Consider the following 24,710-nt stretch of genomic DNA (forward strand, 5'->3'; position numbering starts at 1 on the left):
TGCCCTGCACTATCGCTCATGACGTAAGTTGAATGCATCGCTACAATATCCGTGAGGAAGAAATTGCTAAATCGGCATGCTTCCATGCTTTTTCAAAGCGTTGCTTGGTTTGTTTGTATTTGTTTTTTTGACCGAGCTTTTCATAGGCACTCATCAATCCCCGCAATGACCAGCCGTTTTCGGGGTAAACTTTTAAATCTTCGTCATAAATGCGCGCCGCTTCCTGATATTTTTGAGCCTCCAGAAGCACTGCGCCTAAGTTTTGACGTACAGAAAAGGGCCATTCCGGTGGTTCGGCGTATTTCAATGAATCTTCATGGTTGACTGCCTCTTTTAATAGCGAAATTGCTTTTGCGTAATTTTTCTCTCTTGCATTTATTTCTCCTTCAAGTGTTTTTCCGGCGATCAGACATTCTCTCCAAGTGGGCGTTGCTTTTAATGCAGAATCGGCCAATAACGTTTTCATTTCGTCCAAATTCATTTTTGCAATGTCCAGTTTATTTTGGGATAGGTTGGCCATTCCCTGTGCGTAATGCCAGATAGTGGTTGGGTATTTTAAGTCTTTATCCGTTTTAGTGTTCAAAATTTGTTTCCACAAGCCCAATTTCACGGCCACATACCATTTGATGGAATAAAAGTTCTGGAACGGTACCCATGCCTTGTCCATCAGCAGCTTTTTATTGGTATGCGATACAATTTCCTGTGCAGCCCTCAATGCGGTTTTACTCTCGCCACCGAGTGTAGCGCAGGCAGCAACAAAATGATAATTGTGTGGATAATAGGCGGAGGGATACATGCCCTGCGCGTAGCAGGCTTCGGTGTACAAACTATCTGCACGGATTGCTTTTAAGTTGGTGACCACGCCATCGTGATAGCGGCCAGTACGTATGTAAGTATGGGCGGGCATGTGCACAAGATGCCCCGAACCAGGCACCAGGTCACGAAGCAAATCGGCACTTGCAAGCGAATTTTCCGGATGCTGAGAGGCCTCGATGGCGTGAATGTAAAAGTGATTGGCCCCAACGTGCCTGGGATCTTTTTGTAAACTTTTTCCAAGTACCGCGATGATTTCAGTAGTCCAGGGCTGCGCATTGCCATCTTTTTTCCAAAGGTCCCACGGGTGCAAATCCATCAGCGCCTCGGCAAATAGCGCGCCCACATTAGCATCGTTTTCATATTTCGAATAAACGTTTCGCATCGCAACGGCATAAGATGAGTCAAGAACAGGCCGGGCAATTGTTGTATCGCTATCATATCGACGACTTAGCGCTTCAATCAGATCCTTTTCTTTCTGCGTACAAGCATTTGAATAATTTTTTGCCTTTTTTACCGCAGCATATGCGCGTTGAAAATTGCCGCTTACCATCCCGGCATTGTAATTGGGTCCTAATACATAGGCAAAACCCCACCAGCACATGGCCGAGGTTGAATCCTGCCTGGTGGCTTCAAAAAAGGAGCGGGCCGCTTCGGCATGATTGAATCCATAGGCCAGCGTTAAGCCCTGGTTAAAATATTTTTGCGCTTCCATGCTTTTTGTAGTGATCGGATAATTCACGCCTTCTATTCCTTTTAGGAGGGGCGCTTTTTTACCCGAAGCATACCATTCTTGATCGGTCAGATCAGGAATGCCACAGACCGGAAAACTCTTCGAGAGTTGTCCTGCTTCAACTTTTTTATTTTTAGAATTACGATCACAAGATGCAAAAAGAATGCTCCCGCAGAGCATCAAAAAAAAGTATGTTCTCATATCCAAAAGATTTGAATGATTTACTTTCTATTTCTTAATTCTTATGATTTTCCCATTTGAATCCGTAAGATTGCTCCGCTCAATTAAAGCGATGAAATCCCCGCTTGGTAATTGCTTTATTGTTCTGATCCGGCCTTCTATTTTTAAACCAAAGGTCTTATCCGTAGCGCGATTGTATTTCATTAATCTCCTGAATGACAGGGAGCCAATCAAAAAATGATCATTCCACTCCGGGATATTTCCACCATCGACTTTTAGCATGCAAGCCGGCCCAATTGATTGTCCTCCATCGCTGGAAGGAACTGTCCAGTAATGTTCCGGCAATGTCGTAAACTTAGCGGCGGAGTCTTTTGAAATGATTGAAACGCCCACTCCATCATAATGAATGCCATACGAGAAAAGCGGCCAGCCGTAGTTCTTCCCTTTTTCAATGATATTAAACTCATCACCTCCCTTTGGACCATGCTCCGCGCCGAACAATGTTTTTGCCCCTTTATCATAATATAGACCCTGCACGTCTCTATGGCCATAAGTCCATATGGAGGTGGGAGATTTGAAGCCATTCAAAATCGGGTTATCGGAGGGAATTCTTCCATCGTCCATTAACCGGTGGATTTTTCCGCCTTCGGAATTCAGGTCCTGGGAAACTAATATGGGATGGTCTTTTGTAGAAAAAGCGGAACCGCCGACATTCAGAAAAAAATGTGTGTCATCTTCCCAAACAATCCGCATTCCATTTCCAAAAACATTTTGATTTTTGGTCGCAAATATGATCTCAAATCCATTGATCGCATTGTTCTGTATTTTACATCTGGCAACATTTGCAAAACAATCAACGGATACGTAAGAAAAATAGACCCAGGAATTGGTTGTGTAATTGGGATGAAGAGTAATGTCCATTAATCCCCCGTGGACTAATTCTGCTTTTCCTGTATGCACCAAAATGGCAACCATCGGCACTCCACTTACCTCAGTTAATTTACTATCTTGAAAATGGAATAATTTACCAATCCTGTCTGTGATAAAATATTCATTCTCATTGACTATGGCTATTCCATATGGGATTGAGAATCCTTCTGCTATGGTTGACACGGAAAAAGCGTCATTGCTTATCGGATAAGGCGACGGCGGAATAACGATTTCTTCTTTAATAATTTGACAAAATGCCGCCAGTTCAAAAAATAATGCGATCAAAATGGATGCGGCAAAAGAAATCTTGATTGAGTTCTTCATTTTGAATTTTATTAAGTGCATTGCTAATGAACCGACTTGAAATAAAGACTATTTTTTGCGGACTATTTCTGCTCGAGAAAAGATAAAATTCTGTAAATCAGCCACATCTCGTTCACCCAAATAACCTCCAAAATTGGACATACCATTCCCTGTCAGAGGCCCTTTTCGCACGATGGCCTGAAAATTTTCATTAATAAGAAATCGGGTGAGGGCAGCTGATTCGAGAAATGCCATGTAAAATGCCGGTTGAAGAGTTTAACTAAATCTACCCACATGTGTAACAGTCAGAAGCAAATACTCACAATAAAAGCCTTGTTCAAGCGCCAGTTTGGCGCTAAGGTGAGATCCAAAAATTTCGTTGAGTATACTGAAAGAGAAAGCGTTGAATCAACTGCAATTAATCCTTGGTCTGAGAGGCGATCATCGATACAAGCTTAGCAAAATAGATTTATACAAGCAAGAAAATAGCAAAAAAAACATTTGTAACCTATTGATTATTAATTAAATAACCCCATTCGGCCAAATTGTTTTAAAACCGCATCACTGACTCTTATAAGAGAAGATGCCGACATTTATACACTTATCCCAAAGCCGAAGCTCATCGCTTTGATGAGACCATATTTTAAGGTACTAAGGAGGATAGCCCGTTTGATGCCAATCAAGAGGACATTGTAGCTCTTTTGCGCAACTTCACGCCATTTAAGAAAGGGAAACGAAGTACGCTAGCGAGAAAGGTAACAGAGAATGTTCCGGAGGATTACATGCCTGAATCGCTGATTCTTGAGCTAAGGAAATTTCTTTCAAATAAATCCTAATCATCCGGGAAAGGGTGCCATAAGCAAGCATAGAAACAAAGCACTCAGGTAGAGCGTTTTGGAAAAATAGCACCAGACTAACAGTAAACGGTAACCATGCTTGATCCGGTATCCTAACGAATTTCATGTAATCGGTAATTCGTACTTCTTCCTCCGGCGTCCTCCTTTTCCAGCACACCCTGGTTGACAAGATCGAGAATATCTCTCAGAGCGGTGTCATTGGAGACCTTCGCAATTTTAGCCCATTTAGATGTATTAAGCTTTCCTTCAAAGCCATCCAGAAGTTTGTTTAGCATTAGTTTCTGACGCTCATTGATAACTTTGGAAGCAAAGAATTCCCAAGAGCGAGCTTTTGTCAATACGACATTCAAAATCGTGTCAGTTGCGCTTAAAGCTCTATCCAGGCAAGAAAGAAACCAAACCAACCATTCTGTGATATCCAGATTCCCCTTCTGTGTCTTTTCCAGAATTTCGTAATAGTATTTTCGTTCCAACTGGATTTGTGCAGACATACTGTAAAAGCGCTGAGCGCTATTGTCAGATCTTGCCAGCTGCAAATCTGCAATGGAACGGGCTATTCGGCCGTTACCGTCGTCGAAGGGGTGTATGGTCACAAACCATAAATGTGCGATCGCTGCTTTCAATACAGGATCCTGGTTTTGATCAGTATTGGACCAACTGATAAAAGTGTCCATTTCGGCAGGTACTTTTTCGGAAACAGGAGCTTCAAAATGAACCCTCTCGCGACCCATGGCACCTGAGACTACTTGCATAGGCCCGGTGGAATCATCACGCCATTGCCCTACTGTTATTTTATACATGCCGCTACGACTTGTTGGGAACAGTGCGGCGTGCCATCCAAATAACCGCACTTCGGAAAGAGGCTGTGTGTAATGCTGTGTAGCATCCAAAAGCATCTCCACAACACCATCCACATGTCGGTCAGCGGGTGTCAGTGCTCCGATATCCATTCCAAGCCTTCGCGCCAGGGAAGATCTTACCTGATCAACATTTAAAACTTCACCTTCTATTTCACTTGTTTTGAGCACATCCAGCGTTAATGTCTGCAATACGGCTTCCTCTCTGAGTGAAAAACCAAGACCTTCCATACGGCCTACTATTCGTCCTTGTTTGTGCCGAACAGTCCCCAGCAAATCTGAAATGACCGTTGCGTTCCAGGTAAAATGAGGCCATTGTCTTCTTTGATGGATATACATATTTTCACCGCATATTATGCGTTAAATGTATTAATTATTCGCCGCATTGTCAAAATATTTGTAGCATTGCATGCGGCGAATAACGGTGATATTTACCGCATCTTCTCAACTGACTCTTTAAACAAATCAGGAAGCTCAAATTAAAGTGACCTACGGGTACCAAAAAAGAGGGAAAGGGTCAGTTATCGCAGATTTTGCGACAACTGTAGCTGATTGTACGTGATGAACCGATTTTAACACCATAGATAAATTTAATGACCTGAATATCAAATAATTATTCTTAGACAAAAAGCACATAAATAGATATCCACACGTTACGGGTTGCCTTTGATTCTGTACAAAGGAGCTCTCCTTTCTTCACTATAAGTAGCTTACTGCTACTTGGCAGCTTTGGAACTTGCGCTGTTTGTTGCGGGTGAAAAGAAGAAAAATTACCAGTTATAACCTAATCACCGCTTTAACATTGTCGGTTTTAAGAATCAGGCAGGCTAAGTCAATCAAATTGCGTCCTACTCCAATTGCATGGTCGTACCATAGATTTTTAGTGATGTATACCTTGAATGACGCGCTTCTCTGGATTTCGTATCATGCTGATATATGAATAGTTATCGCCTTTTACAGACGTTGCCCGAAAGCCATGCTGAGTCAAAAAGACTACGATTTCACACGATTAATTGATCTGTTTTGCATTCATAGCTTTTTCTTTTTTCACCCGCAGTTGTTCCGTTCCGTTCCATTTTGCCTAAAAGAATCTGTTATTTGAATTGATTATTATCAAGTTCCATTTTAGTCAAATTTTTGAGCGAAAAATGTGGGACAACCAGAATATAAACCAAACAAAAAACCGCTCGACAATCTATTGATTATCAAGCGGCTAGCTTTGTATTCTGTGGTGATGGACGGAATCGAACCGCCGACACAAGGATTTTCAGTCCTTTGCTCTACCGACTGAGCTACATCACCAGGCTCAATTGGTTCCTTTCGGGAGTGCAAAAATAGAAACCTGTTTTGGCTTTACAAATTTTTTATAAAAATATTTCTCAATTTGTTTAATGTCCGATGCTATTTCGCTGATAACCTTTGTCTTAACAAATGGTCTTCCTTAATTAAATTTCAAAACCATTTGTACCACGGTACATTTTTCCCATATTTGTTTGTAGTATGCTTGCATACCAATATGGTTGCCCGTTTCAATTGATGTACACTACCATGGCCATAACCCAGCAAATCATTTTCATAGCAGTCCTCGGAGTAACCGCATGGTTAGTCTTTCAAAGGGTTGGCATTATTAAAAGGACCATCCTGCTGGGAAAAGATGAGGACCGGAAAGATCAACCCGGAAAACGCTTTGCTACTATGCTGCGCGTTGCTTTTGGTCAGAAAAAAATGTTCGACCGGCCAATTATCGGAATCCTTCACTTTGCTGTCTACGCGGGTTTTATACTGATCAATATCGAGGTACTGGAAATTGTGCTGGACGGTGTTTTAGGAACTCATAGACTGTTTGCGCCACTGCTGGGTTCTTTTTATCCATTTCTAATTGGCTTTTTTGAGCTGCTGGCCCTCGGTGTGATGCTGGCTTGCGGTATCTTCTTATTGAGGCGGACTGTCACGAAAGTGGAAAGACTACAACCTTCCCGGCATCGCGAAATGAATGGCTGGCCGCAGCTTGACGGTAAACTGATCCTCATTTTCGAAATTGTACTGATGTTTGCGATCCTGACCATGAATGCCGCAGATAGCGTCTTGCAGGATCTTGGGAGCGTGCATTATACGAGCTCCGGACCATTCTTTATCAGTCATGCATTGAACCCTATTTTTTCTGGTTGGAATGAAAGTACGTTAATCATTTATGAGCGTGTGGCCTGGTGGTTGCATATTGTCGGCATATTCGTATTTGCTGTCTACATGACTTATTCGAAGCACTTGCACATTGTTCTGGCCTTCCCTAACACCTATTTTTCCCGCCTCACACCAAAAGGAAAAATGAATAACATGCCTGAAATCACCAGCGAAGTGAAAATCATGCTTGGTCTTGAAACTCAGGCCGGAGATGCGCAGGCTGTTCCCGAACGTTTTGGAGCGAAGGATGTTCAGGATCTGAGTTGGAAGAATTTAATGGATGCCTACTCCTGCACGGAATGTGGGCGCTGTACGTCAGCTTGCCCCGCTAACCTGACGGGGAAAAAGCTATCGCCACGTAAAATCATGATGGATACCCGCGACCGCCTGGAAGACATTGGCAGAAATATGCAAGCTAATCAGGGTGAGTTTAAAGATGACGGTAAAAGCCTGATGGGCGATTACATTCTGGAAGAGGAAATTCTCGCGTGTACGAGCTGCAATGCCTGCGTACAGGAATGTCCGGTGCTGATTAACCCACTTGACATTATTTTACAGCTGCGCAGATATAAAATTATGGACGAGGCCCACGCCCCTGCTTCCTGGAATGCGATGTTCCAGAATCTGGATACGAATCAGGCCCCTTGGAAATTTTCTCCTGGTGACCGTTTCAACTGGGTTGACGGCTTAAATTCCAAAGCCGCTGAATAGGCTGCCTTTAAACATTCAAATGTTTGATTTTATGAAAGAAACCACATATACGGTCCCTACCATGGCTGAAATGGCCGCCAGCAATGAGTCTCCGGAAGTATTGTTCTGGGTAGGTTGCGCGGGGTCTTTTGATGACCGGTACAAAAAAGTCACCGTCGCTTTTGTCAAAATATTAAACAAGGCAGGGATCAAATTTGCAGTGCTGGGAACCGAAGAGAGTTGTACTGGCGACCCGGCCAGGCGCGCTGGGAATGAATTCACATTTCAAATGCTGGCAATGTCAAATATCCAGGTACTAGACATGTACGGCATCAAAAAAATCGTTACGGCCTGTCCGCATTGCTTCAATACGCTTAAAAATGAGTATCCCGAACTGGGTGGGAATTATGATGTCATGCATCATTCCGAGTATCTACAGCAACTTATCAACGAAGGCCGGGTACGTCTGGAAGGCGGTGAGATTTTTAAAGGAAAAAAAATAACATTCCACGATTCTTGCTATCTGGGTCGCGCCAATGATGTTTACGAAGCTCCAAGGAGTGTATTGGAAGCACTGGATGCTGATTTAGTAGAGATGAAACGCTGTCGGACGAAAGGGCTTTGCTGCGGCGCAGGTGGTGGGCAAATGTTCAAAGAACCGGAGCCGGGCAAAAAGGACATCAATGTGGAACGCATTGAGGAGGCTTTGGATACCGGTGCAAATACTATTGCCGTGGCCTGCCCGTTTTGTATGGTAATGATGACTGACGGCATCAAAAACAAAGAAAAGGAGGATTCTGTAAAAATTTATGACCTCGCGGAACTTGTAGCACAGGCTCAGGGATTGTAGTCCTACAGCTTTATTCTAAGAACTTAGTCCCGAGCATAGTTGTTTCCGTTTTACCATTTGTGACGTCATATTCTGGTATGACAATCCTTTAAGAAGCTCATTTCAATCATGTATATACCATTTAGTAATATCGATCTTCAGTCCCGTGTTTGGGTGTACCAGGCCAACAGGCCACTAACCAACGAAGAAACCGGGATTATCACAGAGACCCTCAAAGCTTCGCTGGATACTTGGGAAGCCCACGGGAAGTCACTAACTGCGTCGGGGAAGGTTTTTGAAAATCGTTTTGTAGTCATTGCCGTGGATGAGCGGGATGAATTACCAAGCGGATGCTCCATTGACAAATCGGTTCATTGGTTGCAGGAAATCGGCCAGAGAATGAGCATTGATTTCTTTGACCGTTCACTTGCCTACGTCGATGATCAGGATGAAGTCCAGACCATTCCGGTTCCTAAGATCAAACAGGCTGTGACAGATGAAATAATTTTGCCCTACACCACCATTTTTGACAATCAGGTTAGTACCAAGGCGCAATGGATGAAAAGATGGAAAATTCCAGCTTCTAATTCCTGGCTGAGCCGTTATTTCTCCGAACAGACAAGCTTATAATGCATAAAAAATTAGCTTTGCGATCCATATATCCGAACCTTTCATGAAGTTTACCCGGCTGGCCGTTGTTTCTCTATTTTGTCTGTTCTTATCAGGCTGCGATCAAAATGTGGTTTACAAAGCGCATGAAGACATTGATGACGGCCTCTGGTACATTAAAAATAAACCAACATTCAAGGTAGAAATTACAGATACGACGCAGGTTTACAACATTTACTATTTGCTGCGGAACACATTACAGTATCCTTACTACAACTTATACCTGACCAGAAACTTTACCGGACCTGATCAAAAAGTGATTTCTAATACGCTCGAAGAAGTGTACCTATCCAATGAAACCACCGGAAAACCCTATGGCCACGGTCTGGGGGACCTTTTTGATCACAAAATTCCTTTTCTGAAAGGTTATCGTTTCCCAAGATCCGGTACCTACACTTTTACGCTTTCCCAGTCCATGCGGCAGAATCCGCTTCCTTTCGTGATGAGCGTGGGAGTCAGCGTGGAAAAAGTGGTGGCCAAGTAACTAAGCCTCAGCGGCCGGTCCGGGAGTACTTCCGTCCGGTTTCTTACGCGGCTTGTTGCGGTACCGGCGATAAGGTTTTTTCTTGAATTCCTTTTCCACTACCCGCTCCCTGAATATTTCGGCATTCTCTTCTGCCACCTCATGAACAGGCTCTCCCAATAGAAATCCGTAAGGTTCCAGGCTAGGTATCGTGTCCAGAATTACTTTCAGGATCGCTGTCACCGGCAATGCGAGAATTAATCCGGACAGTCCCCACAATTGTCCTCCCAAAAACAAGGCTACAATGGCAGCAAGCGGGTTGACACTCACTTTGGAACCGACAATGTTTGGCGTAATAAAATTGCCTTCCAAAAACTGAACAAAACTCATAATACCAATTACTCCCACCGCATACCAGGACGAATCCATGGTCACAATGCTAAGCAATGCAGGAAGAATAGAGCCGATGAGTATACCTATATAAGGAATGAGGATTAAAAACCCGGCGAGAAACCCAAAAAATATCGCGTGGGGAACGCCCAAAATCAGCAACCCAATGCTATTCAGCACGCCTACTATCAAAATAACCAGAAATAATCCTGACAAATAGCTCCGGATCACTTCGTATATTTTTTTCAAAAGCAGGTTCAAATCTTCATTAGGAACGCTTCCGACTGCTTTGTGAACAAATCTTCTGAAAAAATCGCGGTAGAGCAGGAAGAAGAAAATGTACAACGGGATCAGAATGAATGTTGAAATCGCGCCAGTAGTAGTCACCAATGTGTTCAGCAAAATCGCCCTACCCTCGCTCAATGCATTGATCAGGTACTTTTTCCCTTCACTTACCTGCCGTGTACGGCTCACATTCAGGTACTTCTCCCCCATGGTCAATGTTTGATCCAAAATCGTTTCAGCCTTCTCGGTGATCCGGGGAAGCTCCTCTGCAAAACTGCCAATTTGCAAAGACACGACGTAGACCAGTACGACAATGACGATGAACAAAGTAAGTATGCTCAACAAAATCGAACCGATACGTGGAACCCTGTGCCTTTCCAGCCAGGCGCAGACCGGGTGCAAAAGAATGGCAAGCAAAATCGAAAACGCAAGCGGGATAATGGTCTCGCGGAGCACATATAAAATATAGACCGTCGAAATCAATGCGACGAGCGTACTCGCAAGCTTGATGTAAATGGGTGTTTCTTTATCTTTGTTTGGAAGAGGTCGTAACGTTGAATTCATGAATAAGTTGATATATCTGTGGTTTGCTGTCAAAACCGTTTTCTGCACCTGCCAGCCTGATCATCGCATCAACGATTTCAAGAAAGTGCGATCTCACTACAAAATTAAGAAAATAGGCAAGCTTCCAACTGTCGTGAATGAAAGTTCAGGCCTCGCCAAAGGCAGTAACAACGATTCTTTCTGGACTCACAATGATAGCGGGGGAAAACCTGAATTATATGAATTTGATCTGACCGGCAAGCTCATTTCAACAAAAAAAATACCGGGAGCCAACAATACCGACTGGGAAGATCTCGCCCAGGATCAGGCTGGTAACGTGTACATAGGCGACTTTGGTAACAATGCTGCGCCGCGAACCAGTTTTGATATTTACAAATGGGGCATTGATCAGCCGAATGCAGAGAAAATTACATTTAGTTACTTACAACAAAAAAATACTGCTTCCAAATCTACAACGCCGGTTTTCGATTGTGAATCATTTTTTTACAATCACAATAACCTTTACCTTTTTTCAAAAAACTGGGGAAAGGAGAAATCTGTTAAATTGTACCAGCTACCGGCAGGGAACGGCACTCATATACTCGCTCCGATAGACAGTATCCAGATTAATTCACAGGTTACTTCTGCCGATATCAGCCCGGACGGTAAAACTTTCGCATTACTTACTTATGGTAAAATCCTATTATTTGGTATTGAAAACAATGTAATCAATTTCAAAAAACCATTGGGCTGTTTCCGTCTGGTGAAGAAGCAAAATGAGGCACTTATTTTTTTGAACAATACCGATATGCTGGTTACCAATGAGCAGGGAGCAGTGTACCGGATTACTTATCATTGATATTATGTTTGTGTTAACAATATCCGAATTCATATAATGTGAACGTCACATCTACTAATTTCGAATCGCGTTTTAATCATAAAAACAATGAGCACCGCTAAATCTGCTGCATCAGCACCGAAAGTATTAGTAGTTGATGACGATTCTGATATTGTTGAACTCCTCGAATATAATTTAACCAAGGAAGGCTATTCAGTACTAACTGCTTCCAATGGCAAAAAAGCAATTGAAATTGCCAAGACTTTTATTCCTGATCTGATACTACTTGATATCATGATGCCTCAACTGGACGGTATCGAAACCGGCCGTATGTTGCGCCAAAATCCTGAGATCAAGAATACCTATATACTTTTTTTGACTGCCCGTTCAGAGGAATACTCTGAGGTCGCTGCGTTTGATGTTGGCGCGGACGATTACATTACCAAGCCCATTAAGCCCCGCGCTTTAATGAGCAGGATCAATGCATTGTTCAGAAGAGAGGCACAAAAGGCTGAATCAGGGGATACCATTGAGATACTGGACTTGTCGATTAACCGGAAAAATTATACGGTTACGCAGGCTGGTGAAAAATCGACGGTACTGCCCAAAAAGGAATTTGAACTGCTTTTCTTTTTGGCACAAACGCCTAATAAGGTGTTCAGCAGGGATGAGTTGCTTCAAAAAATATGGGGAGCCGACATTTATGTGCTCGAAAGGACTGTCGACGTGCATATCCGCAAGTTGCGTGAAAAATTGGGTGATACTTACATTAAGACTTTGAAAGGAGTTGGCTATATGTTCAGTAACGAGCGAGTGTAAGTTACTTTTGGAGCGTATCCTGAACGGCCTCGTCTTCCCTCCTTGCCTTATCTTTGTCTCTTTTTTTCCTGAATGCCAGTTTGATGTTCACTTCACCGTTTTCATCAATCGCACGCAGATAGATCTTTGAACCGTCTTTCTTCTCTTCATTATTAGGGTCTAGCACATAAGTAGAATCACGCTTTTTGAAGTTGCTGAGCGGTATCTGAATGTTGATGTCCGTTTTCTTGGCAAAACTGTAAATACCATCAATGTAGAGCGTGACTACATTGGACTCTATCTCCATCGGGGGTATCTCAATTTCTTGGCCGTTGAGTTTAAAATCATTGTGAATTGTGGCAAATTTCACTCGCTCGAAGTTCCGCTTTTTAAAAATCAAACGCTTCATCTTCATAAATGGCTCAAAATTTATAATATAGCCATTGATCAAATTAATCCGCAGCAAACCTTTCATGCTAGATGGTACCAGCTTCACATTGTTGTTCAGTCTGGACTCGAAATTAAAATCTGTGGTTAAAATTCCCTTTAAATTTTCATGCGTAAAGGTTTTTTGGCCAAAATTATCGAACGAGTAAAACACAGAATGCACGTCCGCATCCACAATTTTTCCCCGTATGAAAAGGTGTGGCAAACCAACTCCGGAATTATCCATCTCACCGGAAACCCGCACATTCCCACCTCCAAAAGCCTTCATTACGAAATACTCAATGCTCACTGCATTGTTCTTGATGGTAAACTGGCCTTTCACATCTTTGGCTGTAAAATGACGGTATTTTAACGTTTTGGAGTCGAGCTTAGCGACAATCTCCATTTTATCAATAGCATCATCCAACAGTTCCGAAAGCCGCAGTTTTTTTCTGGTAGTGTTCTTCCTGCTTGTTCTTTGAGCTAGTAAATTTTCCAGCCAATTGAGCTGCCAATTTGGAATATTAATGTCAACCTGTGCCCTTAGCGGTTTAGGAGAACCGAACAGGTAAGGTATTAAGTCAATTAACTTTCCCCTGACGTAAAGCATATTCTGACCATCAAAAAAATGAAGGTCAGGAAGTACCACCGCGGATTCATTGAATGTAAGGTCCCCTTTTATCTGCTTCAAATGAACCTGACGGGGGAGGTAATCCATTGAAATATTGTTCAGAGAAGCCTTTCCCCACAGCTTTCCATTGAAACGGTCTTTTACCGGGTCATAAAAGTTTTTAAGGCTTCCATTGAAATGAAAATCGATTTTCGCAGTCCCATTTTTAAACCGGTACTTAGCAGGGTCTAGCAGCTGCCCCAGGTTAGTGGAATCCGCTTCGATCCGGCCGTCTAACTTTGCCTTGGGATTCAGGAAATCGTTTACTACCAGTCCCAAACTAAAAGGAATCGTTTCAAACATACCGGTAATCTTCGGAGCCGTCAATCGGGAATTGGATGGACCTGACAATTTTGTAGTATCTCCCTGGTTAGTGAAAACGCCCTCGGCCTGCATATTGCGCATGACCCCAACCGGCAGGTTGTATTCAAACTTATCCGTGATGAAATAAACGTCAACTCTGGGCTGTTCCCCCGAAAGCTGGCCTTTTACCTTCACTTGTGTGTCCACATTTGTCTGAATACCGATTGAATCAATCTGCCTGGAAACCTTCGCCGTCAAAAGAGGCAGCGCGTTTTTAACGGCAATATTTTTGGCTTCAAAATTCAGAGTGAAAGTTCGGATGGTATCGGAAAAGTCAAATTCACCATTGATGCCAATCTTATCATGGGTAGCACTTTCTAGTATTGATGGGTAAATTTTTAGAGTCTTCGCCTCCTCGTCGTAGGCCAGTGCTACCGCCAGCGTCGTTTCCTGATTGACCAAAAACCCACCTTTCTTCGGTTTAAATGTAAGTCCATTGAAGTAAACGGAGCCATTTAGATTAGCATTGGTAGCAGAATCAGTGAGCGTGATAATATTGGTAACATCCCTGAAAATTGCGCCGTAGAATTTCTGTTTCACCGAATCACCGTAGCTGACGCCGAAGTTGATAAAGCGCAGATTACCCAGCTTTTCCATAATCGCACTATTACCGTCAGATTTTTTCTTGTCCTTTTTGTCTTTTTGAGACTTAAAAATACTGAGATTTGAGTAGCCATCTTTCTGCACAAACAGTCTGAGATTTCCGTTTTGCAGGATGAGGTTTTTGATTCTGATATCGCCTTTGTAAAAACCTTTGAGGTCGAGGGCTACGTGTATCTGCTCAGCTTCCAGGAAAGGCTTTTGATGAATTTGGTAGAGACTGTCCGTCAATTTAACACCGGAAAGCGTAAAATTAAGGCCCAAACCACCGTAAAAAGGGCGGAATTTAAAGTCCGCCACTTCCAATTTTCCGTTGAGATTTTCATTGACAACCTCTTGCACGTTGCGGAAAATCTTCTCTCTGTTCTTGTAAACCCAGAACTCCACTGCTCCAAACATGAATACGGCGCAAAGGGCAACGATACCAAAGATTTTAAGGACTCTTGCAAACATGAATTGAAAGGATTTAATGCAATTTACATTAATAACGTGCCAGCATATATTCCTCAGCAACCAAGTAAAGTATCTTAATGGTTTCCATTTTCGCTATTCCCGGCAAAAAATACTAGTTTTGCGCACTATTTTGGAATACTGAAATCTCGTTTTCAAAAATTATTTTGATCAAATGCTACTAAGCGAACAGGAAATATTAAGGCGTCAGAAGCGCGAAGAATTAATGCGGATGGGAATTGAACCTTATCCCACAGAAGAGTTTGCGGTCAATACTTATGCCGCCGACATCGTTAAAAACTACGAAAACAATAAGATTGACTATAAACATGTGACCATGGCCGGCAGGCTCATGGGTTTTCGCATTATGGGAAGCGCGGCTTTTGCCGAGTTTCAGGACAGTACCGGCCGCGTACAATTGTATTTCCGCCGTGACGATCTTTGCCCAGGTGAAGACAAAACGCTTTACAACACTGTTTTTAAAAAGCTGCTCGACATTGGTGACATTATTGGTGTTACCGGGTTTGTCTTTACTACGCAAACCGGCGAAATCTCTGTTCATGTCCAGGAGTTCAAGATTTTAAATAAATCGCTGCGCCCGTTGCCAGTTGTAAAACGCGACGAAGATGGCATTGTGCACGATGGTTTTACCGATCCGGAACTCAGGTATCGCCAGCGTTACGTGGACCTAATCGTGAACCCGGAAGTACGTGATATTTTTATCAAACGCGCCAGGATTATCACCACCATGCGCTCCTACTTCGATTCAAATGGATGGTTGGAAGTGGAGACTCCTGTGCTTCAATCCATTCATGGAGGTGCTGCTGCGAGACCTTTTACTACGCATCATAATGCCCTGGATCTAGGTCTATACTTGCGGATCGCTACTGAGCTGCATTTGAAACGACTAATCGTTGGCGGATTTGAAGGCGTTTACGAATTTGGAAAACTGTTCCGTAATGAAGGAATGGACCGTACGCACAATCCAGAGTTCACCACTGTGGAGCTATACGTTGCCTACAAAGATTACCTGTGGATGATGGAAATGACAGAGCAGGTTCTGGAAAAGGTGGCACTCGCGGTAAATGGTACTACCAAAGCAACTTTTGCAGATGTAGAACTGGATTTTGCTGGACCCTACCCGCGTTTAAGCATTACCGACGCCATACATCAATATACCGGCCTGGACGTGGATGGTTCTGACGAGGCCACGATTCGGGAACAATGCCGCGCCTGGGGCATGGAAGTAACTGATAGTATGGGTAAAGGAAAGCTGATCGATGAGATCTTTGGGGAAAAGGTCGAAAGCCACATTATCCAGCCGACATTCATCATCGACCATCCTGTGGAAATGTCACCGCTTACGAAAAAACACCGTACCAAAAAAGGCATGGTGGAGCGTTTCGAGCTTTTTGTGAATGGTAGGGAGATTGCAAATGCCTATTCCGAATTAAATGACCCGATCGAGCAACGCGAACGATTTGAGGATCAGCTTACATTGAAAGAGCGCGGCGATGATGAAGCCATGGAAATGGATGACGATTTCCTTCGCTCCCTGGAATACGGAATGCCACCTACGTCCGGTATCGGTATTGGAATTGACCGTTTGACAATGTTACTTACCAATAATTCCAGCATTCAGGAAGTCATTTTCTTCCCGCAAATGCGCCCCGAGAAGAAAGCGGAAGTTGCCAGAGAATCAGATTACGTGGACGCTGGAGTTCCGGCCGTGTGGATACCGGCCTTGCAGAAAATGAATATTCTGACGATCGAACAATTGAAAGCTGCTAGTCCGAACAAGATCTTTAATGACCTAGGCGGAATGCGTAAAAAGCTAAAAATAGAGGAGAAAATGCCGCTTTTGGACGATGTGAAAGTGTGGGTGGGATGATATAAAAATCAAAAATGCCGCTTCCAAGGGCGGCATTTTCAAATTCCTGCAAAAAAAATATAATTATATCTTTTTTACCTGCACAGCGTTTAGTCCTTTTTTACCCTCAACGACTTCGTATTCAACTTGGTCATTTTCACGGATAGTAAGTCCTCCCAATCCTGTCACATGGACAAAAATGTCTCTGTTTGTGTCGTCTTCAACGATGAAGCCGTATCCCTTAGCTTCATTGAAAAATTTTACAGTACCTGTTGGCATAATGGTTGAAATAAAAAAATTGAAATAAGGTGAAAATACAAGAAGATTGTAAGCGTTTCAGTGATAAGTCTAAATGGCGGTACCAAATAATTGAGGGAGGCTCAACGCATTAGCAGAAGAAATTTTGGCAATTTTCAACAAGGCATCTTGATTATAATGAACTACTTACAAAATCTTTAATCACAAAGAAACAAAAATTGTTTGTAAAACAATTTATTTGATTAAAGAATTTGAAAATTTAAGAGTTAGCGGTATTTTGCCGTTTCGACCTCCATTCAGTAAAAAATATTTTGCCGAATTGGTTATCCCGGCGAAAATCGTTAATTATGAGGTAATTATTCAAAAATAAGGTATGAACAGACTTCGGTATTACGTTGAGAATCAAATATTTGGAGTGTGCGCGAAGCTAGGTGAAAAGCTTAATTTCCCTGCCAGCAGCATCAGGAGATACTTTATATACGCTACCTTCATGACTTTCGGCTCACCGATTATCATTTACCTGATCCTGGCATTCTGGATGGAGCTGCACCAGCATTGGAGGAGGCATAACAGCCCTACGATTTGGGAGTTGTAGCAGATTTAATACCTGTTAGTTGATTGAAGCGGTGCTTTCCCAACACAAAATATTCCCATACTACACTACGGTAATATAGAGGCGCCCTGTAAGTAGTTCTTTTAGTGTTCTTTGTCAATGACGGAATCAAGGCGTAGAACGCAAAATGCGCCCTGATAATGGCTATTACGTCAGGCCAGGCGCCGGTTGCCATAAAACGTACACTTGATATTCCGTCCAGTACAAGCCTTATCAAAACCGTCTTCCATCTTCTTCCTTTAGGTAAGTTTTTGAAAAGCATAATGAGATTATTCCGATAATTCAGAAATGTTTTTCTCGGATTAGACTTGTGTAACGTTCCTCCGCCGACATGGTATACTACGGATTTACCGCAGTAAGTAATCCGGTATTGCATGTTGAGCAATCGCCAGCATAGATCGATTTCCTCCATATGGGCGAAAAACGATTCATCAAAGCCTTTCGCTTCGTGAAAAGCTGCTGCTCTTATAAAAAGACATGCGCCGGTTGCCCAAAAAACATCTTTTTCATCGTCATACTGCCCCAGATCCTCTTCCCGCGTATCAAAGATCCTGCCTCTGCAAAACGGGTAACCTAGATAATCCATATAACCACCGGCTGCACCGGCGTATTCGAAGTGGGTAGGAAGGTCGAATGCGCGTATTTTGGGTTGGCATGCGGCAATCTTAATGTCTGATTCCATAAACGAAATGACTGGTTCTATCCAGTTTTCCGTCACTTCAATATCAGAATTTAGAAGAATGTAGTAGTCCGAACTGATGCGATTTAATGCCTCGTTGTAGCCGCCTGCGTAACCTTTATTTTCGGAGATAATCAGGGTTTTTAGTCCAGGATATTGTTCGCTGAGCCACTCAATGGATTGATCGGTTGAGGCATTATCAGCCACCCAGATTTCGTAGCCCTGGGAATAGCGGATTATATTGGGGAGAAATTTTTCAAGATAATGCCGACCGTTATAATTCAATATTACAATCGCAACTGAGGAAGCCATTAATCAATCAGTTATTTCATGAAACTTCCTAAATCCAGACCTGGAATATTGGGAAGAACGCCATCTGTTGCTTTTTGTAAATGCTCTTTGATTTTCGGTTCAATGTTATCAAGTGCTTTATTGACTGCAGCAATGATAAGGTCCTGCAACATTTCCTTATCATCAGGATTCACCAGGTCTTTATCGATATCGAGGCCAATGACAATTTTCTGTCCATTAACAGTGGCTTTCACCATTCCGCCACCCGACTCAGCTGTTTGGGTGATTGTGACTAACTGGTCCTGAGCTTCTTTCATGCGAGACTGAAGGTCTTTCATTTTGCCCATGAGCCCCATCATGTCTGCCATATTTCCAAACATATTAGTACTTATTAAGTTTATGCTTTATAAAATTAATTTTACAGAAATGGTAACTACCGTAAAAGCATAAAAGTACCACTTTTTTCAACAGTTTGATTGATATCGTCGACGAATGTCATTTTGTAAACGTAGGATCCAACCGGCGCTTTGGCGCCATTAACATTACCGTCCCAGCTGTTTGCAATGTCGTCGGAATGAAATACAACTTCTCCCCAACGGTTCAGTACCGAGAAATTAAACGATTGTAACTGTGTAGATTTTGCTTCCAACACATCATTATATCCGTCACCATTAGGAGAAAAAGCCTGTGGTACAAAAACCCCTGCGCTTCTTTTGTAATTGATGATATTCGAGAGGCTTTCGAATGCGCCATTTGTCGACATTGCTCGGATCAGGAAATTATATTCAAGATCACTCTGCGCATTCAGTTTGACGGTATACTGGGTATTCATCTGAACCGGAATAATTTCTGCGCTTCCTGTGGATCCGGTCTGCATGACGTCATAACCACTTATACCCCCTAGCACAGGAAGTGGTGGTGTCCATGAAAGCGTTGTGAGGTTTTTTTGTAAAAGAATAGTACAAATCGGTTCAGACGGGGCTAGCTTCTGGCCACAGGAGTTTTCATAGCTTATCCGATAGCAATACGACTTGTCATTGGTTTTCACATCGATATCCGAATATTCACTTTGATTGAACAATGTGATGATCTTTTTAAAGGTGGTGGTGCCTGCATCCGCTTTTTCGATGGTCATGTTGTATGTTCCATTTCCACCTGAGCCCGGAACATTCGCTTTGATCAACACCAGACTAGCTCCTAAAACAGAAACAGAAGCCTCCTGAATTGGCTTCGGTGCTGTAATTTCTGCTTTAACCCCTACTGGTGCAGAAGTAGACACCACATCCCCTATTCTCGCAATAATTTGATATTCTGAATAACTTCCGCACTGAACATCTTTATCTGTGTAGGTGAGCTCAGAAATGGAGGTAAAGCTCTTGATAACCGTCCCGTCTCTTAAAAGGTCGTAGCCCGCAAAACCATCGGCATTGGGATACTGGCTCCATGTAAGCACATTTTCACCCTGGTCAGACGTCCCCGAGAGCGTCATGCTGCTGTATACTTTACTGTCACGGGTGCCCTGGCAAAGGTCCTCAGAGGATAGCTTTAAATTATAAACCTGTTTAACATTCTGATTCTTAATATCATAGGGCTGTACCCCACCTGACGATCGCTTTCCGTCCACCACATAATTTCCTCCATTCGGGGCATATTTGATTTCGGTGGGAATTCCGACAACACCTTGATAATTCAATCGCAATGTGCCATCTCCTCGCATTTCAACTGATTTTATTTCAATTTCGTTGAGCTGCGCTTGTTGAAATGATATCGGAAGTGATGCTACCTTTCCCCGATCACAAGATTTGCCGGAAGCGTAAACACCGGTTATGGACGCGGTAGGATTGCCGCTGGTGTTGGCATAATTGTGCTCCATTGTTAATGGCTCCCCCTTAGACCATGTTGACGTCTCCCCATCTCCCCATTTTATTTCAACCTGGTCATATGCCTTGGTAATCACATCATCGGTGAGTGTCAATACAACTTTTCCACCACCACAAGATGAATACTGAGCGACTACCGGTCTCGTTTCCAAAACAGTTATAGTTCTGCACGCATAAACTTTGCCGCTCGCAATTACTACCTGCTGCAGCATGATGAAACTTCCCGGATTGACGTAGGTGAACTGGGCAACTTCCTGAATTGCAGGATTGTTTGCACGTCCATCGTAAAACGCATTATAACCAGTTGCAAGCGCGTTAGGAATAGTGTTTGTGATTTTCACCGGAAGTGGCGCACAGCCTTCATAGCTATCCAAGGTAAAGCCGCCACCTCCAACTGAGCATAGCCCCTGAGCGTATGCTATTGGCCCTGAAAAACTTATTATAGTGAAAAATAATGATAGTAACCGTAATCTCATATGTGTGCAATATTAAACCATGACTCTTTTACAAAGACTACATTTACATTGAACGAAATGAAAAAGAATGTCGGGGCGATAAGACTTCAAAAATAGGTTATTCCAGGTTTATGAACTTGGCCTAACTATTAAACGGGAAATGCTGCGAAAGTATTATCCTGACTACTACGCCATTAAAAAAATCTATCTTATCAGTAAAAGACTTCCATTCTTCACCACTTTACTGCCGGAAGAAGCAGAGGCCTCTATCTTGTATAAGTAGTAACCGCCGGGCGCCTTTTCTCCTTTCATGCGGCCGTCCCAGCCTTCCGCAATATTATTGGACTGAAAGACAACTTCTCCCCACCGATTAAAAACCGACATTTTAAAGTCAGAAATGAAGTAGCCTTTTACTTCAAATCGCTCATTGTAAGCATCTCCATTTGGTGTAAATGCATCGGGCACCAGGATAATTGCTTCGCTTATGAAATTCAGTATATTCGAAAAACTCGTAAAATTTCCATTGCCAGAAATGGCCTTTATCCGAAAAGAAAAAGCCGATTGAGAGCTCAAATCCAATGTATGGCTGGTACCAAGTTGTTTAGGGATCGCATCTTCGATATTTCCTTTGTCATCCATTTGCAAAAGGTCATAAGACCCTACTGCATCCGTGAACGGCGCATCTGAATTCCAGACGATCTCCGGTGTATTGGTTCTTAATAGTATAGAGCATACCGGCGCATTATAATCCGGCGATTTCAATTTACATGCATTTTCGTAGGCAAACCGATAACAATAAGAGTTCTCTGAAGTATTGACATTCGCATCCTGAAACTGCAAAGTTTGATTGCCTGCCGGTGAAACTTGTTGAAAATCAGTATTTCCGAGCAGAGCACGCTCGACGATCAGGTTGTAAGTGCTGGTCAATCCTTCCCCTGAAACTTCCACCTTGGTCGTAATGGTGTTATCGTCCTCTACCGTAACACTCGCCGTATTAATGACGCCTGGTGCTGATGATTTTGGTTCAATATCAACAAAGCTCGAATAGGACCGGACATCATTTTCAATGATCGCTACGATTTCATATTTGTAGGTATTCCCGCATTTGACATCCTTATCGAGGTAAGAAAGCTGATCAGAGGAAGTGAATACAACTGCGCCGTCTCTTTTCAACTGATATTCAATGAGTTGATCGGTGTTAGGGTAATGTTCCCAGGCTACTGAAATAATCTCATCCAGCGAAAACGGGCCTTCCTTGATGATCAGGCTACTGACGATCGGACTTTCGATCATGTCATCACATATATCTTTTGAAGACAATTTGAACCTGTAAATCTGCTGAGGATTAAGGCCGTTAATTGTAACTGCCTGCGGTCCAGCCGATTGCCCTTTCTTGCCAGTAGACACAAACTGTCCATCTCCCTTATCTATCAGCACTTCTGTCGGTACGCCTTCCAAACCGTCATATATCAGCTTGACATCCCCCGACGAGAGCATCTCCACATTTCTGATGCGGACACTTGCAAGCGATTGCGAAGATTTGCCTGGGATTATTGACGTGCTAGTGCTTTGCGCGCACTGACCTCCATCATACTTTCCTGTAAGCCTTATGTCTGGTCTTTGGGTTGCACTGCTGTAAATATGAAAAATACTGCTGCCTCCCTTTTTCCAGTTCCAGACCTGAGTGCCATCTCCCCAGTTTATTTCAATAAAATCATAGGCCTCCGAAATGCTATCCAGAACCATATCCAACTGAACTTTGCCGCTTTTACACACAGTCACATTGGCCGTCGGAGCCCTGGTTTCTTTTACCACCACATCTTTACACTGACTAAAACCGGTACCACCGGCGCTCCCGAACTGCAGGATCGTGTAGGTACCTGCCAGCGTATAGGTATGAGAAGAGTCCTGAGTTGTCTCTTTAATGTCAGGTACCGTCGTTTGAGAGCGGTTGAAATTGTAAGCGTAGCTGATATTTTCCGCCTTGGCAACCTGATTTTTGATTGTCACGGTCAAAGGCGCGCATCCTTGAGAAGGAATGACCGTAAAGCCGCCCGTATTTCCGCAAAAGCCCTGGCCTAAAGCATCTTTCTGAAAAAGCAAAAATGTGCCCAACAAAAATGCGATCAGTAGCTTAATGTTCATATAATGTGTAAAATAGTCTCCGAATAATGCCTCTGCTTAGTGCAACAACCTTTTGAAACGCTTCAAGGAAATCCTTTGTTAAGATGCATGGAGGTTCAAAAATAGAACTTTCAATATTAACAATGTACCTTTGCAAGGTAAAAACGAGTTTTAGTTTAAAACTATTTTTCATCAATCCGATTAATGAGTAATAATAACAATCCGATCGCACTGGATTCCATAGAAGATGCCATCGAAGCCATAAAAAGAGGTGAACTGATCATTGTCGTTGACGACGAGGACCGGGAGAATGAGGGTGATTTTATTTGCGCTGCCGAGTTGGTTACCCCCGAAATTGTCAATTTTATGGCAAGAGAAGGCCGTGGACTGATTTGTGTTCCCATAACAGAAGAACGTTGCTCAGAACTGGAACTGGAAATGATGGTGGGTAATAATACAGCCCTGCACGAAACAGCTTTCACCGTTTCGGTGGATTTGCTCGGACATGGCTGCACTACCGGGATTTCTGCCAGCGACCGCTCGAAAACCATTCAGGCCCTGGTCAATGCGGATACTAAACCCGAAGATTTAGGCCGTCCTGGACATATTTTCCCTTTAAAAGCAAAAAAAGGTGGAGTACTTCGCCGCACGGGACATACCGAGGCAGCGATCGATTTCCCACGTCTGGCAGGATTGTCGCCAGCCGGCGTCCTTGTCGAAATTCTGAATGAAGATGGCTCCATGGCGCGTCTTCCTCAGCTACGGGAAATCGCCAATAGGTTTAATCTCAAACTGGTCAGTATCAAGGACCTGATCGAGTACCGCCTTCGTAAAGAATCCCTGATTAAAAGAGAAATTGGCGTAGATATGCCTACCAAGTGGGGGCATTTCGACCTGATCGCTTACCGTCAGATCAACACTGGAGATTTACATTTGGCACTCGTAAAAGGTACTTGGGAAAAAGACGAGCCTGTATTGGTTCGCGTACATTCTTCCTGTGTCACGGGTGATATTTTTGGCTCATGCCGCTGCGACTGTGGCCCTCAGCTTCATGCCGCGATGGAAATGGTCGACAAAGCCGGCAAGGGAGTGATCGTTTATATGAATCAGGAAGGCCGGGGGATCGGTTTACTCAATAAATTAAGGGCTTACAAATTACAGGAAATGGGGCGCGATACGGTCGAGGCCAACCTGGAACTGGGCTTTCCGATGGATGACAGGGACTATGGTGTAGGTGCTCAGATCATTCGCGATCTGGAAGTTACCAAACTGAAATTGATCACCAATAACCCTAAAAAACGTGCGGGTTTGATCGGTTATGGTTTGGAAATAGTAGATTCCGTAGCCGTTGAAATTCCTTCTAATCCTCACAATGAAAAGTACCTCTTGACAAAAAGAGATAAAATGGGTCACAATTTGAGCAACCTAACAATTCCCGTCAATAAAGGATGACAGTAGTTCAGATTGTAAAAACAGACGCTGATATATCGAAATGCCGCAGTGCCATCCAGGCGTTGCGGCCTTCTCTTTCCGACGATATTTACAACGAGGCAGTACAGAAAACCCTTGCGGATAACCGCCAAATCGTTTTTATCGAAGATAACAATGAGGCTGCGGCCATTGCGGTTTTTGAAACCGGCTACAACCTTTTCCGCGGAAAATATATCTACAT

The 24,710-nt window shown here is 43.2% G+C and carries 20 protein-coding genes, 1 tRNA gene and 1 pseudogene; 10 read left to right on the forward strand and 12 right to left on the reverse strand.

Features of this window, described 5'->3' with window-relative positions; all coding sequences use genetic code 11:
* Positions 1-40: 40 nt before the first annotated feature.
* From ABIO93_RS05150 to ABIO93_RS05170, 5 genes are all read right to left on the reverse strand, one after another.
* Entirely contained in the window at positions 41-1,747 is a 1,707-nt protein-coding gene (locus tag ABIO93_RS05150) for a hypothetical protein (protein ID WP_348065131.1), read from the reverse strand.
* Between the two features lie 27 nt (positions 1,748-1,774).
* Positions 1,775-2,980, reverse strand: coding sequence for a PQQ-dependent sugar dehydrogenase (locus ABIO93_RS05155; RefSeq protein ID WP_348065133.1), 1,206 nt, complete (start codon positions 2,978-2,980; stop codon positions 1,775-1,777).
* Positions 2,981-3,028: 48 nt separating this feature from the next.
* On the reverse strand, positions 3,029-3,214 hold the full coding sequence (locus tag ABIO93_RS05160) for a hypothetical protein (RefSeq protein WP_348065135.1): 186 nt from the start codon (positions 3,212-3,214) through the stop codon (positions 3,029-3,031).
* 694 nt (positions 3,215-3,908) lie between these two features.
* A complete protein-coding gene (locus tag ABIO93_RS05165) occupies positions 3,909-5,012 on the reverse strand; it encodes a Fic family protein (protein ID WP_348065137.1) in 1,104 nt (367 codons plus the stop codon).
* A gap of 890 nt (positions 5,013-5,902) precedes the next feature.
* A tRNA-Phe gene (locus ABIO93_RS05170) sits at positions 5,903-5,975 on the reverse strand.
* 246 nt (positions 5,976-6,221) lie between these two features.
* Here ABIO93_RS05170 and ABIO93_RS05175 point away from each other — a divergent pair.
* The 4 genes from ABIO93_RS05175 (at position 6,222) to ABIO93_RS05190 (ending at position 9,526) form a co-directional block, all read left to right on the forward strand.
* Entirely contained in the window at positions 6,222-7,565 is a 1,344-nt protein-coding gene (locus ABIO93_RS05175) for a (Fe-S)-binding protein (RefSeq protein ID WP_348065170.1), read from the forward strand.
* A 31-nt stretch (positions 7,566-7,596) separates the two neighbouring features.
* Complete coding sequence (locus ABIO93_RS05180; protein ID WP_348065139.1) at positions 7,597-8,394, forward strand: (Fe-S)-binding protein; 798 nt, start codon at positions 7,597-7,599, stop codon at positions 8,392-8,394.
* Between the two features lie 108 nt (positions 8,395-8,502).
* A complete protein-coding gene (locus tag ABIO93_RS05185; protein WP_348065141.1) occupies positions 8,503-9,003 on the forward strand; it encodes a hypothetical protein in 501 nt (166 codons plus the stop codon).
* 43 nt (positions 9,004-9,046) lie between these two features.
* On the forward strand, positions 9,047-9,526 hold the full coding sequence (locus ABIO93_RS05190; protein WP_348065143.1) for a gliding motility lipoprotein GldH: 480 nt from the start codon (positions 9,047-9,049) through the stop codon (positions 9,524-9,526).
* On the opposite strand, the gene ABIO93_RS05195 is transcribed toward ABIO93_RS05190, so the two are convergent.
* The gene (locus ABIO93_RS05195; RefSeq protein WP_348065145.1) at positions 9,527-10,744 is read right to left on the reverse strand and encodes an AI-2E family transporter; all 1,218 of its coding nucleotides are present in this window, start codon (positions 10,742-10,744) and stop codon (positions 9,527-9,529) included. It lies immediately after the preceding gene.
* Between ABIO93_RS05195 and ABIO93_RS05200 the strand changes: the two genes are divergently transcribed.
* On the forward strand, positions 10,743-11,582 hold the full coding sequence (locus ABIO93_RS05200; protein ID WP_348065147.1) for a hypothetical protein: 840 nt from the start codon (positions 10,743-10,745) through the stop codon (positions 11,580-11,582). The genes ABIO93_RS05195 and ABIO93_RS05200 overlap by 2 nt on opposite strands.
* An 87-nt stretch (positions 11,583-11,669) precedes the next feature.
* The gene (locus tag ABIO93_RS05205; RefSeq protein ID WP_348065149.1) at positions 11,670-12,380 is read left to right on the forward strand and encodes a response regulator transcription factor; all 711 of its coding nucleotides are present in this window, start codon (positions 11,670-11,672) and stop codon (positions 12,378-12,380) included.
* Between the two features lies 1 nt (position 12,381).
* On the opposite strand, the gene ABIO93_RS05210 is transcribed toward ABIO93_RS05205, so the two are convergent.
* The gene (locus tag ABIO93_RS05210) at positions 12,382-14,871 is read right to left on the reverse strand and encodes a hypothetical protein (RefSeq protein ID WP_348065151.1); all 2,490 of its coding nucleotides are present in this window, start codon (positions 14,869-14,871) and stop codon (positions 12,382-12,384) included.
* A 172-nt stretch (positions 14,872-15,043) separates the two neighbouring features.
* Between ABIO93_RS05210 and lysS the strand changes: the two genes are divergently transcribed.
* Positions 15,044-16,759 carry a lysine--tRNA ligase gene (gene lysS / locus ABIO93_RS05215; RefSeq protein WP_348065153.1) on the forward strand — a complete coding sequence of 572 codons (1,716 nt, stop codon included), beginning with the start codon at positions 15,044-15,046 and terminating at the stop codon, positions 16,757-16,759.
* 63 nt (positions 16,760-16,822) lie between these two features.
* Here the strand turns inward: lysS and ABIO93_RS05220 are convergent, their stop codons facing one another.
* Positions 16,823-17,017 carry a cold shock domain-containing protein gene (locus tag ABIO93_RS05220; RefSeq protein WP_026629450.1) on the reverse strand — a complete coding sequence of 65 codons (195 nt, stop codon included), beginning with the start codon at positions 17,015-17,017 and terminating at the stop codon, positions 16,823-16,825.
* A gap of 352 nt (positions 17,018-17,369) precedes the next feature.
* On the opposite strand from ABIO93_RS05220, the gene ABIO93_RS05225 reads away from it, so the two are divergent.
* Positions 17,370-17,591, forward strand: coding sequence for a PspC family transcriptional regulator (locus ABIO93_RS05225; protein ID WP_348065156.1), 222 nt, complete (start codon positions 17,370-17,372; stop codon positions 17,589-17,591).
* Here ABIO93_RS05225 and ABIO93_RS05230 read toward each other — a convergent pair.
* From ABIO93_RS05230 to ABIO93_RS05245, 4 genes are all read right to left on the reverse strand, one after another.
* Positions 17,572-18,600 (reverse strand): glycosyltransferase family 2 protein, encoded by a 1,029-nt coding sequence (locus ABIO93_RS05230; protein WP_348065158.1) that lies wholly within the window; start codon positions 18,598-18,600, stop codon positions 17,572-17,574. The genes ABIO93_RS05225 and ABIO93_RS05230 overlap by 20 nt on opposite strands.
* Positions 18,601-18,611: 11 nt before the next feature.
* A complete protein-coding gene (locus ABIO93_RS05235; RefSeq protein WP_348065160.1) occupies positions 18,612-18,959 on the reverse strand; it encodes a YbaB/EbfC family nucleoid-associated protein in 348 nt (115 codons plus the stop codon).
* Between the two features lie 53 nt (positions 18,960-19,012).
* Complete coding sequence (locus ABIO93_RS05240; RefSeq protein ID WP_348065162.1) at positions 19,013-20,935, reverse strand: gliding motility-associated C-terminal domain-containing protein; 1,923 nt, start codon at positions 20,933-20,935, stop codon at positions 19,013-19,015.
* A 183-nt stretch (positions 20,936-21,118) separates the two neighbouring features.
* Positions 21,119-23,059, reverse strand: a complete 1,941-nt coding sequence (locus ABIO93_RS05245; RefSeq protein ID WP_348065164.1) for a gliding motility-associated C-terminal domain-containing protein — start codon at positions 23,057-23,059, stop codon at positions 21,119-21,121.
* 183 nt (positions 23,060-23,242) lie between these two features.
* On the opposite strand from ABIO93_RS05245, the gene ABIO93_RS05250 reads away from it, so the two are divergent.
* Together ABIO93_RS05250 and ABIO93_RS05255 are read left to right on the forward strand one after the other, a co-directional pair.
* A complete protein-coding gene (locus ABIO93_RS05250; protein WP_348065166.1) occupies positions 23,243-24,490 on the forward strand; it encodes a bifunctional 3,4-dihydroxy-2-butanone-4-phosphate synthase/GTP cyclohydrolase II in 1,248 nt (415 codons plus the stop codon).
* Positions 24,487-24,710: pseudogene (locus ABIO93_RS05255) on the forward strand (GNAT family N-acetyltransferase); the annotation flags it as partial. The gene ABIO93_RS05250 and the pseudogene ABIO93_RS05255, both read left to right, overlap by 4 nt.

This window comes from Dyadobacter sp., from assembly GCF_039919315.1.
Classification (GTDB): Bacteria; Bacteroidota; Bacteroidia; order Cytophagales; family Spirosomataceae; genus Dyadobacter.

Excerpts from the sequence above, each read along its gene's own strand:
- ABIO93_RS05150 (WP_348065131.1), bottom strand. The coding sequence starts at position 1,747 with ATGAGAACATACTTTTTTTTGATGCTCTGCGGGAGCATTCTTTTTGCA.
- ABIO93_RS05155 (WP_348065133.1), bottom strand. The coding sequence starts at position 2,980 with ATGAAGAACTCAATCAAGATTTCTTTTGCCGCATCCATTTTGATCGCA.
- ABIO93_RS05160 (WP_348065135.1), bottom strand. The coding sequence starts at position 3,214 with ATGGCATTTCTCGAATCAGCTGCCCTCACCCGATTTCTTATTAATGAA.
- ABIO93_RS05165 (WP_348065137.1), bottom strand. The coding sequence starts at position 5,012 with ATGTATATCCATCAAAGAAGACAATGGCCTCATTTTACCTGGAACGCA.
- ABIO93_RS05175 (WP_348065170.1), top strand. The coding sequence starts at position 6,222 with ATGGCCATAACCCAGCAAATCATTTTCATAGCAGTCCTCGGAGTAACC.
- ABIO93_RS05180 (WP_348065139.1), top strand. The coding sequence starts at position 7,597 with ATGAAAGAAACCACATATACGGTCCCTACCATGGCTGAAATGGCCGCC.
- ABIO93_RS05185 (WP_348065141.1), top strand. The coding sequence starts at position 8,503 with ATGTATATACCATTTAGTAATATCGATCTTCAGTCCCGTGTTTGGGTG.
- ABIO93_RS05190 (WP_348065143.1), top strand. The coding sequence starts at position 9,047 with ATGAAGTTTACCCGGCTGGCCGTTGTTTCTCTATTTTGTCTGTTCTTA.
- ABIO93_RS05200 (WP_348065147.1), top strand. The coding sequence starts at position 10,743 with ATGAATAAGTTGATATATCTGTGGTTTGCTGTCAAAACCGTTTTCTGC.
- ABIO93_RS05195 (WP_348065145.1), bottom strand. The coding sequence starts at position 10,744 with ATGAATTCAACGTTACGACCTCTTCCAAACAAAGATAAAGAAACACCC.
- ABIO93_RS05205 (WP_348065149.1), top strand. The coding sequence starts at position 11,670 with ATGAGCACCGCTAAATCTGCTGCATCAGCACCGAAAGTATTAGTAGTT.
- ABIO93_RS05210 (WP_348065151.1), bottom strand. The coding sequence starts at position 14,871 with ATGTTTGCAAGAGTCCTTAAAATCTTTGGTATCGTTGCCCTTTGCGCC.
- lysS (WP_348065153.1), top strand. The coding sequence starts at position 15,044 with ATGCTACTAAGCGAACAGGAAATATTAAGGCGTCAGAAGCGCGAAGAA.
- ABIO93_RS05220 (WP_026629450.1), bottom strand. The coding sequence starts at position 17,017 with ATGCCAACAGGTACTGTAAAATTTTTCAATGAAGCTAAGGGATACGGC.
- ABIO93_RS05225 (WP_348065156.1), top strand. The coding sequence starts at position 17,370 with ATGAACAGACTTCGGTATTACGTTGAGAATCAAATATTTGGAGTGTGC.
- ABIO93_RS05230 (WP_348065158.1), bottom strand. The coding sequence starts at position 18,600 with ATGGCTTCCTCAGTTGCGATTGTAATATTGAATTATAACGGTCGGCAT.
- ABIO93_RS05235 (WP_348065160.1), bottom strand. The coding sequence starts at position 18,959 with ATGTTTGGAAATATGGCAGACATGATGGGGCTCATGGGCAAAATGAAA.
- ABIO93_RS05240 (WP_348065162.1), bottom strand. The coding sequence starts at position 20,935 with ATGAGATTACGGTTACTATCATTATTTTTCACTATAATAAGTTTTTCA.
- ABIO93_RS05245 (WP_348065164.1), bottom strand. The coding sequence starts at position 23,059 with ATGAACATTAAGCTACTGATCGCATTTTTGTTGGGCACATTTTTGCTT.
- ABIO93_RS05250 (WP_348065166.1), top strand. The coding sequence starts at position 23,243 with ATGAGTAATAATAACAATCCGATCGCACTGGATTCCATAGAAGATGCC.